The following is a 13,065-nucleotide window of genomic DNA, read 5'->3' as shown; positions in this document are numbered from 1 at the left end:
GGGCTATGAATACGGAACTTCCGTATTCATAGCCTACTCTTTATTACCTATCATAATCACTATCCTCAAACTTAATCCCCTTTACTTTCTTCACTTTTTCCTGTTTATAAGTTACAAAAAAATAAATAGACAAGAACAAAAGGGTAAAAGGAAAAACAAATAAACCAATATTGTTATTAGCATACGGTAAAAATGTTTCAATTAAATACATAAACATTACAAATGAGAAACTTAAAGCAATGGTACCACTTACTAGTTTCATCTTTTGTATCCCCTTATCGTTAATCTATAATGTTTCTTAACCGTGGAAACACTTTTAAAGCATTATTGAAAAAAACATCTTCGTGAAATCTTTCTGGTATTAGATTCTTTACGAATTCAATATAGGGTTTTACCGGTGCTAATGGCCAATCCGTCCCAAATAGTAATCGATCATAATGATCACAATAAACTAATGCATGACGTAAATGGTCTAAAAAACGGCCTTCCGAATAACTTTTCAACTCTTTTTCAGTACCAACAATTAAGCCTGATAAATCAGCATACATATTTGAATTTTTATAAACAACTTCTGCCCCTGTTAATACCCAGGGATCACCGAAATGAGCCATGATAAAACGGATATTTCGGTACCGAACAGCTACTTCATCTAATGTGAGTGGATGAGAAAATTTCAGTAAACCACGCTCAGAATAAGTATCCCCCGTATGAAAAACAACCGGAACATCATATTTTTCAGCAAGTTCATAGACTGGATGATATACTTCATCATAAGCATAGAAAGGATAATAACCCAAATATATCTTTAATCCCACTACATTTGGTTTTTGGAGCTCTTTTTCTAGTAATATTAGACTTTGGTCATTTAAAGAATATGGATTAATTCCTGCACAGTAAACGATGTTATTTGGTAGCTCAGTTTCTAAATCTAATCCCATAGGGGTCATTGCTTCGGGATCCGGGAATCCTATCCCTTTTGTTTCGGTTAACCCCATGCCTATACCTAGGACAACTCCAGCTTCAGAAAATTCCTTTACAATCCCAGATTTTGAGTAGTCAACATGTGATTGCTGATTAGCGGTTTCATGGAATGAACGAATATTGGAGAAATGGATATGTGAATCAATAATTTTCATAACTTTCTCCTAAAATTTAATGGTTTTTAAACTTTCAATCGCTTCTTTTTCTATCGGCGTTCCTGGGAATAACATAAAAATTGGTTCCGTTCTATGATCATCACCTGGATTAATATTTAAATGAGAAATTGTAGCTGCTAGGGCGAATTCTTCGCTAAAAATACATTCTGAATCTGCCTTTGAATTTGCCGAAAATACTTGCATCCATTCTGTTTGATCATGATTAGAAACTAGATAAGGATTGCTAGAACGGAAGATATGTTCTTCTGACCCCGCTTTGAACCATTGGCTTCCTTTAGTATCAACTAATTGTGCCATTGTATGGCTAATCGATCCTTTCTTTAACCATAATTCAGTATAAAGTGGTTCATGTATTGAGCGGTGGAGATGAGCTAATTCTGTAAAATGAACGATAATTGGCACACCTGGCAAGGTTAAATAATATTGAATACTTCTTAATCCTTTCCATTTTTCATGTTTTTCAAAATTCGTATGAATAGCCAACCCTTCCCATACATTCCCGTGCTGATCCGTTTTCTTCACAAAAGTTGTATAGGATTGTTCTTTTAACCATGAAAAAAGACTTATACCATTTAAAGATGACTGTACTCCACCTCCCCAAGGATTCCACCATGCTTTTGGTTCAGGGACTGGAAAGCTAGAATCTAACCACTCTTGGTCTTTATATTTAATTGAATATAGTGTTGGAAAAAACCTCGTTGATGCCCGTATAGTTAAATCACCATTCGTTAACTTATAAATAGATTGTTCTTCCTCTTTGGTTAACTGAATTTTTGTATGATCTTGTTGAATAAATAACATTGAACCTTGTATTTGCTGCGAATCACTTTCCAATGAATAGTGAATAGGAGTAAACGCTTTTTTCTTTGTTGGAATTTCCAATTGAATATCCTGATTATTTTCTTGATGTATCTCCATTTGATGGATTATTTCCTGTCCTTCTTCAATGGATAGTGTTCCGTGAAAATATCGATTTTGGATTCTTTTTAATTGTACTGCCATTTTATCCTGATCCGCTAAAACTAAATTAGTTGTCGGAGTAGATAAATTTACTTCTTTATTGATGAGCATTGTTTCACGTAAACCGGTCGCAAAAAATTGAAAGTCTTCAACAGATTTAATTGCCCCAACCGCTATATGGATAGGACTCGTTCTTATTTTCCCCTTTACTTGAAGCGTTTCTATCTTCTCTTCTACATATAATAGCCAACCATCAAAGCCTATTTTTGCATTTTTACTCCAAGATAGACCATGAGGTTCTTTTAAGTCATCTGAAAAAATCCAATTCTCCGAAACTTCATTACTATTTAATTGGCTGAGATCCGTCATTTTAGCATCGTTAAAATAAATAATATTATTGTTTAAAGGGACATATGTTTGATTAAGTTCATGTCTAATGGGTTGGTATACATAAAGTTCATGCAATTCATCCCGGGAACTATTTTCTATTTCCAACCAATATTTCAATAGCCCTTCTCCATATAATTCAAAGCAAGCTATTAGTTTTAAATTTGATGGCTTAGAAATCTCATAAAATAATTTTAATGTTGACTTTTGCTCATCCTGATTCCATTCAAAATGACTTGCCTCTTTTTTCGAAAGTTCTCCAATATAAGGTTTACCAAATTTCGGTGGAAATATCACTGTTCTTTGAATAAGATTTTCCTCAGAACCAACAGTCATTGCATTGTCTCTTTTTCTTATACGCACTTTATAGTAGCCATTTTGTAGGTAATAATATTCTTTATCATACCCACACGCCTTAACGCCGAAATTTGGAAGAGAAAATGCAACTGGTTCTGACCATTCGAAGGTTTCATCTTCTGTTTTCACCGTTACTTTACATTCAGCCTGTATAAATCCATATTTATTGATTAAAAATGGAACCTCCAATAGTCCAATTTCCTCAACAGAATTTGTGATAATCGGTTCCGTCCACTCCAGCCAGGAATTCTCTGGTAATTCAAGTGAGATTTCAGCATTCTGTTTTAATTGATTATCAATCTCTAAATAACAGATTTGCCTTTTATTGGTTTCAAATTTTTTCGGGTGGTACACCCATTTTAACTTCATCGCTTTTTTCGGGTAGGTTCCTAGAGCCATTATACATCTCAGCCCATTCATTTGAATATTTAATTCTGCTTTAGGATGTGTAACCCACTCGTTCGGTTCACTTCCATCATAGATGGATACAGGTATATCTATATGGTATTGTTCTTTGACGTGTACTTGTTTATAAGTAGCATGAACATGAATTCGTTCATTTTGCAATCCGTTCACATCGATAGTCAAAGCCTCATTCGTTTTATTTTTTACAAAAACCTGTAAATTTGCATCTCTTCCCTCGATCTTTGAGTGACTATCCATCTTAATTTCTAATAAATATTCATTTGTTTCAATGAGACGAATTCCTCTCCCACTCTTTTCAATCTGAACCCTGACATAGTACTGTTCATTCTGCCAAATATATTCAAAAAAAGTAAATCCATTCTCCTTTGTTCCATCAGGTTTTACTTCAATAACTCTCTTATTATCTTTATACCAATCTAAGTGTTGAAAATATGGTTTTAAAAGTTCATTTTGCAAGACTAATGGGATAAAATTCATAAGGTGAGTCGTTTCATCACGATCCTCCCAAAAGAAACCACATTTTTTATAAAGAGGTACTGCCTTTACATTCCCTGCCCAGGTATATAGATCAATCCGTGGCCAACCGAGTTCAACTGTTTTTTCAACAGCTTTCAAAACTAATTGCTTACCAATCTTTTTCCCCTGATAATCTGGATGAACATTTAATAATCGAATATACAGAGCCTTGACATCTTCTTTATATTCAGATATACCACAATACCCCACTACCTTTTCATTATCTAAAGCAAGGTATAAAAACAAATCTTCTGAATTAGCTTCTTTTTCAATGACTTGCTCTTCAGTCATGATACTAGCATCTCCGCCCCAGCCCTCACGACTTTCATTCCACATATCAGCAATTGATTTAGCTAATCCTTCATGGTATTTTACAATTTTTATACTATCTATCGTTGATTGGGTCATTTAATAGCCTCCTAAAAAAATTCCTTCAATTTCTACTATGGAGAATCGTCCTTTAATCTTTTTAAAGACTTTTTTGTGTGCTGCATCATGTAAAACTCCTCCTTTTTTCTTTGAATTTGGAAGTTTTTTCTTCCTTTTGTAATACTAAAGGATTACTCTTTCTTTGTAAACACTTTTCTGAAAAATATATACGTTCTGAAAAATGATCATACAATTATTGTTTTTCAATAAAAAAACAGGCATTTAGCCTGTTCCTGTTAATAACTTTTTGATTGTTACTATAGAATAGTGAAACATCTCTACTAAATCATCTACCATCTCTTCTGTCATCGTACGAGAAAATCGAATCGTCATTTCTTCATGTGAACCATGTAACGAAGATATGATTTGTTTTTCCTCATATATATGTTCTGGACCCCAATGGGATTTAATGGAGTGAAAAAAATCCTTCGTATTTTCACTCGTATTCCAAGAAAAAGAAATGGCAATATTCGCTCCAAACATACTTTGATTTTCAATATTTAATAATTCGGAAGCTAATTGATTTAAATTTGCTTCAAGTGATATATTGGCCTTTATAGATGGCTGATTGACAAGTATATAGGTTATTTCATACCGTCTTACTATTTTTGCTAAATCTACGATATCATTCCGTTCAATTATTTTTAATTCCCCACTTAAATCTAAATCGTATACTGCTCCTTCCAATATTACTTTCAAATTATCATATGCTGTTGGATCGAACATAAAGTCACCTCTACTAAATTAAACGCAGGTAAACTTAGAAGAGTCCCATGGCTCTTCCATTTGCGTCAACGTCCATCTGATAGGCAGCTGGTTTTTTAGGTAAACCTGGCATGGTCATTACATCTCCAGTTAATGCCACAATAAAACCTGCTCCCAATTTTGGTTTTAGTTCACGGACATGAATAGTAAAATTTTTGGGACAACCTAATTTACTAGGATCATCAGATAATGAATATTGTGTTTTAGCCATACATACAGGTAGATTTCCCCAACCGAATTTTTCAAATTCGATTAATTGTTTTTCGGCTTTAGAAGAAAACTCTACATCCGTGCCTCCATATACTTTTTGTACAATCGTTTTAATCTTCTCCTTAATTGGTAATTGAAGATCATATAGATATTCAAATGTTTTATTATTTTTTTCAATTTCCTGGAGCACTAACTGTCCAAGCTCGATTCCGCCTTTTCCACCTTTTCCCCATACCTCTGTTAATGCAACAGGAACGGAACGCTGCTGACACCACTCTGTAAGTACAGCTATCTCATCCTTAGTATCTGTCGTAAATCGATTAATAGCTACTACAATCGGAAGACCATATTGCTGAATCGTTTCGATATGCTTCTGTAAATTTTCAAGACCAAGTTTTAATGCATCTAGGTTTTCTTTCTGTAACTCAGTTTTTGGTACTCCACCATGCATTTTTAGTGCTCTAATTGTGGCAACAATAACAACTGCATCAGGCTTAATATTTGCTGCTCTAGATTTAATATCTAAAAATTTTTCCGCACCTAAATCAGCTCCAAAACCTGCTTCTGTTACAACATAATCTGCTAATTTCAAAGCAGTTTTTGTTGCCATGATGCTATTACATCCATGGGCAATATTAGCAAACGGTCCCCCGTGAACTAGTGCTGGAGAATGTTCGATCGTTTGAACTAAATTTGGTTTTAATGCATCTTTTAATAGTAGTGTTAGTGCACCTTCAACACCTAAGTCACCAACTGTGACTGGTTCTTTTGCAATATTATAGCCTACCACCATTTTCGAAAGTCTTAGTTTCAAATCATCTATGCTAGAAGATAAACAAAGTACTGCCATAATTTCTGATGCTACAGTAATATCAAAACCATCCTCACGTGGAACGCCTTGTGATGGTCCACCTAAGCCAATTACGATCTGTCGTAAAGCACGGTCATTCAGATCTAATGCACGTTTCCAAACGATTCTTCTTTGATCAATTTTTAATAAGTTCCCTTGATGGATGTGATTATCCAATAGGGCAGCAAGTGCATTATTGGCAGTCGTAATCGCATGTAAATCACCTGTAAAGTGAAGGTTAATATCCTCCATCGGTAGTACTTGTGCATATCCTCCGCCTGTTGCTCCTCCTTTCATTCCCATTGTCGGTCCTAAGGAAGGCTCTCTTAAGGCAATTAATGTTTTTTTGCCAAGCTGGTTTAATGCATCACCAAGACCCACAGTAACTGTCGATTTACCCTCTCCAGCAGGTGTAGGATTGATGGAAGTGACCAATATTAACCTTCCATCGCTTTCATTTTGTAGACTATGTATTTTTTCATAAGTGATTTTCGCTTTATATTTCCCATAATAATCAATATCGTTTTCAGAAAGTCCAATCGATTTCGCTATATCTTTAATTGGTAGTAAACTAGACTCCTGTGCAATTTCTATATCTGTTTTTACTCGTTTGTCTGTCCCCATTTTTCTTCCCCCAATCAACTTTTAATACATCAATATTTTAACATTCCTCTGTAACAATTTGGTTAAAAGAATAACTATTTTACTTTTAAAATGAATATAGTCATGAATGATAAAGCTTGCTTCAATTTATTCGATAATCCCGTTACATGTCTATCTGTGACTTCTTTTTTATATACTTCTTTTTCCGCAATAAGTTCCCAACCATTTTCCGTTGCCAATTTTAAAAATTCCCATGGCATCATTGTATTACAAATGGTGTCTTTTCCTTCTAGCCTTGAAAAACTATTGATCCTTGGCATTGCCGTAGGGCCTAGAATGCCAAAGCAGCCAAACCCATTATCTTTCATCACCCTTTTTACTTCATTTAATGCATCTAACGGTCTTTCAGTCCATTCCAAAGAATTAATGGCCATCATTCCAGTAAATTCTTCATCATTAAATGGAAGGTTTAGCATATCCCCTTGATAGAAAGTCAAATGGTTGGTTTCCTTTTTTTTCGCATACTGAATCATTTTTTCCGAAATATCTATCCCGCTGACATCGTATCCCCTTTCAAAAAGTAAATAGGATCCAAAGCCATCACCACAACCTAAATCAAGAAACTTACCTTTAGGAATATAATTCTCAATAAACGGGATAATTTCCTTCCTACTTCCGTTTAACCACATATTTAAACTCTTAGAATGCCAAGATTTTGCGCGCTCATCCCATTGAAATTGAGACGTGTCCGTCCAAGAAAATGATTTCATCACTTACCTCCTTATCCTTAATGAAGAGTGATAGAAAAAAAGAACCGCTTAACGGTTCGATTTTATACCTCTTTTTCATTCTTTTCTTGTAATTGTTTAAGCACTTTCGCATGTTCTGGATTCTCTTCAAAAAATTGGACTAAATCTCCAATACGATCAATGGAATTCCAACTAAGATGATGTTCGATTCCTTCAACATCTTGATATATATTTTCTTCTTTAACGCCTATAATAGTAAGAAATTGTTCAAGTAGATCATGTCGGTCTACCAAACGTTTTCCAATCTTTTTCCCTTTTTGTGTAAGAACTAAACCACGATATTTTTCGTAAACTAAATATTCATCCTTATCAAGCTTTTGCACCATTTTTGTCACTGATGAGGGGTGAACAGATAGAGCATCCGCAATATCCGATACTCTGGCATATCCTTTATTTTCAATTAATAAATAAATTTGTTCGATATAGTCTTCCATACTTGGTGTAGGCATCCCTAAACCCCCATTATATAAAATAAAAAGTTAAATCACAATTCAAATATATCAATTATGTATATAGAATAAGATCAAGAGCATAAAAATGAAATTCTATTTTTATCTTCCATAAAAAGTTTACTATAATTACAATAATTAAACAAGAAATCCTATGTTTTAGGCAATATGGCATTAGCACGAATTACTTATCAAAAAATTCATAAAATTTTATTTTTAACAAAATGTTATCTTGACGCACTGAATGACATTGGTGTATATTAAATTTAACATTAATAGATATAAATATTTCTTATTATGGAAATCTTTATGACTCATTAATGGACTATATTTTTTCTTGGCACTTTGTGCTGTAAGATTTAGGAGGAATAAGAATTATGCAAAACGGTAAAGTTAAATGGTTTAACAACGAAAAAGGCTATGGTTTTATCGAAGTGGAAGGCGGAGATGACGTATTCGTTCACTTCACTGCTATTCAAGGTGAAGGCTTCAAGACTCTAGAAGAAGGCCAAGAAGTTTCTTTTGAAATCGTAGAAGGAAACCGCGGACCTCAAGCTGCTAATGTTACAAAAAAATAATCAAAATAAATGATATGGCTGACTTCTGTCAGCCTTTTTGGTTTTGATTCATATGCGCCTCGGCAGTTTGACCATTTTTGTGATTAAGTAGTGCTTCTCCATATTTCTTTATTTGCTCCCCAACTGTACACTCACGAATACAAAATTGATGTGCGTATCCTTTATTATATTCCTTCCTCAAAGCTGATTTAACAAAACATCCTTCACAATATGTGCTTATTATAGTATTCATATCCTCTAAGATGGTTCTTCGATTCATCGTCTCAACCTTTCATTATATAAAATGGCCCTTTTGGTATGGATTTTAAGTTCTGATTCCAATATCCATTATCTAACATTTATAATTCAATTTGACTATGCACAATCTTATTATTGAGTGCTTGAGATGCTAATTGGTCGGCTTCCTTATTATCACTACGAGGGATCGGCTCATAAATTGGTTTTATCCCTAATTTCTTTATTTTTGATTCAATTCGATCCAGCCATTGATTTAAAACCTTTTCAAAGCATGGCCATTCTCCTGATAATTGCTTCAATACACCATGCGAATCCCCTTTTATTGTACATGGCATATGGCGAATATTTAACTCTTCCAATAACATAATTGCATTATATAGTGCTGCATATTCTGCTTCATTATTTGACTCAAGTTCTTCCAATCGATAGTTAGAACGTACTCGAAAATGTTTGTCACCTTTATCATAATAAATCACTATTCCTATTCCTGCTACCTTTTGCTTAAGGTCATATCCTCCATCAAAATAAACAATAATATTGCTGGGCTCCAGTTCAATTGCTTTTTTCAATTTTACATATTCTTTTTTCGTCCACTCATTTCCCATTTCATCGAGAATCGTTATATCTACTGTCCGACCCGTTTTAATAAAATCATCCATTAACCGATCGATAACTTTTTCTGATATCCATTCCGTTTCTAAGAAAATGGTATCCATTTTAGGTGCTTTATATTTCCAAAGAATTTTATAATTCATAGCAAATCCCCTAAATAATTATTAATTATATTTTAATGCCCTTGGTTAAACTTTTCCTTTTATTGTCGCTTACATTCATATTACAATAGAAAGAGTTCTTGACATTTAAATTATTCCGTAAGGATGAAAAATCCTTCATTCATCCTACAACATAGATATTCTCTCTGTACTTAAATAGATAATATGGAAAGAGACTAAAAACGATGTTTACTTAATGATACTATTTATTTACCAATTCATGATATATTATTACTTTTACAATTGATAGGAGTGGTTAGTATTGGTGGAAGTCTATATTGATGGAGCAAGTGCAGGAGACCCAGGGCATAGTGGTGCTGGAATCTTCATTAAAAATAATGGTCAAGTTGAACGTTACTCTTTTCCCTTAGGGATTCTAAATAATCATGAGGCTGAATTCCATGCACTTATTAAAGCGCTAGAGATCTGCCAATCAAAGAAATATTCGATTATTTCTGTTCGATCTGACTCCACAGCAGTTGTGCATGCTGTTGAAAAAGAGTTCGCAAAAAAAGAAAAATATCGAGTATTACTAAATCAGGTATTATCATTAACAAAATCATTTGATTTGTTTTTTATTAAATGGGTACCAAGTTCTGAAAATAAAACTGCAGATGAATTAGCACGTCAAGGAATACGTTTAAATAAGGATTTGAGGTGATAGTTTGAATAAAAAATTCACAGCTGAAATCTTACTACTATTTGTTGCATTTATTTGGGGTGCAACGTTTGTCATTGTACAAAATGCAATTGATATTTTACCACCCCTTCTATTTAATGCTATTCGTTTTATGATTGCCGGAATAATCATTCTTATCATTTATTTAATTAGAAGGAAAAAAAATAAAATCCCTCAAAAAAACGCATTTATAGCAGGTGTTGTTTTAGGAAGTTGTTTATTTATTGGTTACTCACTACAAACAATAGGATTACTCTATACAACCCCTTCTAAAGCTGGCTTTATTACAGGTTTAAGCGTTGTAATGGTTCCATTACTTGCTTTTTTTATTTTAAAAAGTCGGCCATCACCAACAGCGATACTTGGGTCGATAGCTGCTACAATTGGATTATATTTATTAGCAGTAAAAAATACTTCTCCATTTTCAATTGGTGATTTTTATGTTTTACTTTGTACATTTGGCTTTGCTTTCCATATTATCTTTACCGATCGATTTGCAAAAAAATTACCCGTATTGTTACTTACAACTATACAACTTTTTACTGTAGCATTTCTTTGCTTAATAAGTGCATTTATATTTGAAAATTGGGAAATCATATTAAATCCAGAACTTTACAATTCCTCGTCATTATTATTTGCACTATTTATTACTGCTATTTTAGGAACTTCAATTGCTTTTTTTATCCAAACCTATTCCCAAAAAGCTACTTCACCCACAAGAGTTGCGATCATTTTAGCCATGGAACCTGTTTTTGCAGCTATAACATCATTTTTATGGATCAATGAGCGTTTGAGTATAGGAGCGGTAATTGGTTGCATTCTTATATTATTTGGCATGATCATAGCTGAACTTCCAGTAAGTAAATGGGGGATATTCCCATTTAAGAAGAAGCAGACAATTCCAAAATAAAAGAGGGCGTCATGCCCTCTTCATGCAGGTAATAAGCCGATCTCTCTAACATATGTATATGCCTGCTTCCTTGTTTCAATATTTTTTCTTTTAAATGTTTCCAATAAAGATATATAAAAGCTGCCATCAAAGCTTTTTTGTGTTTTTAGTGTTATTTCAATCGCAGCCTTTATGCTTTGATCTGATGCAGCGGTATATTGTTTACCAAAATAGATAAACCCGATGACATCCTCCTCAAATTTAAAACCTTTATCCCTTAAATAAACTAGGTACTCATCTAATGAAGCTTTTCTTGAATCCACTTCTTTCTCCTCCACTCCCCGAACATCCTTTATTATTGTACAGTATTTTTAATTTGGTGACTATATGAATGTTTTAAATGTAATGGAAATTGGGAAACATCCTTTCAGGATCGGTTAGTTCCTACTCTTTTCATCTATTCTTTAGATTTACTCAAGACAATTTATTACAAAGTCCAGCTTACTAGCGTACAATTTTTTTCTTTTTTAACCGCAAATTTATATATTTCTATTTATATTGGGAAGTCTACATTTACGGAGGTGAGTTTATTGGGTAGAAGGAAAAAAAATAGTAGGGAAAAAGTTACACCTGGTTCACACCCCTTAGGTTGGGGTCAAGAGAACATAGAATTTTCCGAGGAATATCAGCCAAATTCACAAACCTCAATTCAAAAGAAACCAAATAAAGTGTAAAGATAGAATCGTCACTTGTGGGATCAGACTTTGACTTTTAGACGCGCTGTTTGCGTTGTTGCTTTTGTAAAAGCCCAATAAAGGATATCAGCTGTTCTTATAGTGTTTGCAGTTCTAGCGATCTTCAGCGGATATTTAGTAGTTAATCTTTTACTTAAATACCAACAATGTTTGCGAAAAGAGCCTTTAAAAAACATCAAAAAAACCGAAAAGCCGGAATTAAATGCTTTTCGGTTTAAATTAAATCTCCAAATAGAACAAATTATCTTTAAGCAAGTTCAACCTGTTCCAACCATTTACTTTGAATCAAGTGACGTCTTATGCTTTTTAATTCTAATTCATCAATCATATCTATAAATGTGTTCGGGATTTGTTTTCTAATCACGGTTTCAAGAGAAAACTCAATTGGCACTTCACAATGAATTCTTGCTAATTTTCTTGAAAGATGAAGCATTTCCATATCCTCTTCAATCTTTTTTCGTTGACCTGGTGTTAACCGCTCCAAATTCTTTAGCAATTCATCGATCGTACCATATTCCTGAATAAGCTTCATCGCAGTCTTCTCTCCAATTCCCTTGACACCTGGATACCCATCACTTGTATCTCCCATTAATGCTTTAACATCTATAAATTGATTAGGGGTTATTCCCATCTCTTCTATAAAGCTAGTATGACTATAATGATTATAATTTCCAAAGCCCTTTTGAAGAATTTGAACTTCGATATTTTCATCTAATAGTTGCAATAAATCTCGATCACCCGTTAATATAGTTATCTTGGCATCATTTTGCATTCTTTTGGCGATAGTTCCTATACAATCATCTGCTTCATATCCTACCACCCCATGATTGGTTAAATGAAAAGCCTCTACAACTTCCTTAACTAAATCAAATTGAGGAATCATCTCAACTGGTGGTGCGGAACGATTTGCTTTATATCCATCAAACATTTCATTCCGAAATGTTTTACTTCCCATATCCCAGCATATTGCTGTATGGCTTGGCTCAACAGCTTCTAAGGCAAAAAATAAATGCCGCATAAATCCCTGAACAGCATTGGTTGGCATTCCTTTTGAATTAATCATAAATTGGCCAGTAACGGAAGTGGCATAAAAAGCTCGAAACAATAATGCCATTCCATCCACTAATAATAAATTTGGTTTATTATTCATATTTTCACCTCTATTTTCTTTACGTTATCTTTATTCCATTTTATATAGTCCATTATAACACGAAAGGACAAAGTTATTTTTACCAC

14 protein-coding genes are annotated in these 13,065 nt (G+C 33.6%); 3 read left to right on the top strand and 11 right to left on the bottom strand.

Annotated elements, in window-relative coordinates:
* Positions 1-43 precede the first annotated feature (43 nt).
* From MHI39_RS11090 to mntR, 7 genes are all read right to left on the bottom strand, one after another.
* Entirely contained in the window at positions 44-262 is a 219-nt protein-coding gene (locus tag MHI39_RS11090) for a hypothetical protein (protein WP_058006421.1), read from the bottom strand.
* Positions 263-281: 19 nt separating this feature from the next.
* Positions 282-1,136, bottom strand: a complete 855-nt coding sequence (locus MHI39_RS11085) for a TatD family hydrolase (RefSeq protein WP_071975544.1) — start codon at positions 1,134-1,136, stop codon at positions 282-284.
* A 9-nt stretch (positions 1,137-1,145) separates the two neighbouring features.
* Positions 1,146-4,211: a GNAT family N-acetyltransferase gene (locus MHI39_RS11080; protein ID WP_058006423.1), complete on the bottom strand. Its 3,066-nt coding sequence runs from the start codon at positions 4,209-4,211 to the stop codon at positions 1,146-1,148.
* Between the two features lie 243 nt (positions 4,212-4,454).
* Positions 4,455-4,958: a hypothetical protein gene (locus tag MHI39_RS11075; protein WP_058006424.1), complete on the bottom strand. Its 504-nt coding sequence runs from the start codon at positions 4,956-4,958 to the stop codon at positions 4,455-4,457.
* 34 nt (positions 4,959-4,992) lie between these two features.
* Positions 4,993-6,681, bottom strand: coding sequence for a formate--tetrahydrofolate ligase (locus tag MHI39_RS11070; protein WP_071975542.1), 1,689 nt, complete (start codon positions 6,679-6,681; stop codon positions 4,993-4,995).
* Between the two features lie 74 nt (positions 6,682-6,755).
* Positions 6,756-7,430, bottom strand: a complete 675-nt coding sequence (locus tag MHI39_RS11065; RefSeq protein WP_058006425.1) for a class I SAM-dependent methyltransferase — start codon at positions 7,428-7,430, stop codon at positions 6,756-6,758.
* A gap of 62 nt (positions 7,431-7,492) precedes the next feature.
* Positions 7,493-7,918 (bottom strand): transcriptional regulator MntR, encoded by a 426-nt coding sequence (mntR, locus tag MHI39_RS11060; RefSeq protein ID WP_058006426.1) that lies wholly within the window; start codon positions 7,916-7,918, stop codon positions 7,493-7,495.
* Between the two features lie 377 nt (positions 7,919-8,295).
* Between mntR and cspD the strand changes: the two genes are divergently transcribed.
* Positions 8,296-8,496: a cold-shock protein CspD gene (gene cspD, locus MHI39_RS11055; RefSeq protein ID WP_058006427.1), complete on the top strand. Its 201-nt coding sequence runs from the start codon at positions 8,296-8,298 to the stop codon at positions 8,494-8,496.
* 28 nt (positions 8,497-8,524) lie between these two features.
* Here cspD and MHI39_RS11050 read toward each other — a convergent pair whose 3' ends face one another.
* Both MHI39_RS11050 and MHI39_RS11045 read right to left on the bottom strand, forming a co-directional pair.
* Positions 8,525-8,755 (bottom strand): zinc-finger domain-containing protein, encoded by a 231-nt coding sequence (locus MHI39_RS11050; RefSeq protein WP_058006428.1) that lies wholly within the window; start codon positions 8,753-8,755, stop codon positions 8,525-8,527.
* A gap of 79 nt (positions 8,756-8,834) precedes the next feature.
* On the bottom strand, positions 8,835-9,488 hold the full coding sequence (locus MHI39_RS11045; RefSeq protein WP_342541245.1) for a reverse transcriptase-like protein: 654 nt from the start codon (positions 9,486-9,488) through the stop codon (positions 8,835-8,837).
* Between the two features lie 280 nt (positions 9,489-9,768).
* On the opposite strand from MHI39_RS11045, the gene MHI39_RS11040 reads away from it, so the two are divergent.
* Together MHI39_RS11040 and MHI39_RS11035 are read left to right on the top strand one after the other, a co-directional pair.
* Entirely contained in the window at positions 9,769-10,167 is a 399-nt protein-coding gene (locus tag MHI39_RS11040; protein WP_058006430.1) for a reverse transcriptase-like protein, read from the top strand.
* A 4-nt stretch (positions 10,168-10,171) separates the two neighbouring features.
* Positions 10,172-11,095 carry a DMT family transporter gene (locus tag MHI39_RS11035; protein ID WP_058006431.1) on the top strand — a complete coding sequence of 308 codons (924 nt, stop codon included), beginning with the start codon at positions 10,172-10,174 and terminating at the stop codon, positions 11,093-11,095.
* Positions 11,096-11,115: 20 nt separating this feature from the next.
* Here the strand turns inward: MHI39_RS11035 and MHI39_RS11030 are convergent, their stop codons facing one another.
* On the bottom strand, positions 11,116-11,397 hold the full coding sequence (locus tag MHI39_RS11030; RefSeq protein WP_342541244.1) for a DUF6123 family protein: 282 nt from the start codon (positions 11,395-11,397) through the stop codon (positions 11,116-11,118).
* A gap of 679 nt (positions 11,398-12,076) precedes the next feature.
* Positions 12,077-12,979: a 5'-3' exonuclease gene (locus MHI39_RS11025; RefSeq protein WP_078110801.1), complete on the bottom strand. Its 903-nt coding sequence runs from the start codon at positions 12,977-12,979 to the stop codon at positions 12,077-12,079.
* Positions 12,980-13,065 lie beyond the last annotated feature (86 nt).

The organism is Heyndrickxia sp. FSL K6-6286 (assembly GCF_038630395.1).
Taxonomy (GTDB): domain Bacteria; phylum Bacillota; class Bacilli; order Bacillales; family Bacillaceae_C; genus Heyndrickxia; species Heyndrickxia oleronia.
Note: the sequence above shows the minus strand (reverse complement) of the source record. Positions and strands in the feature narration are given on the sequence as shown.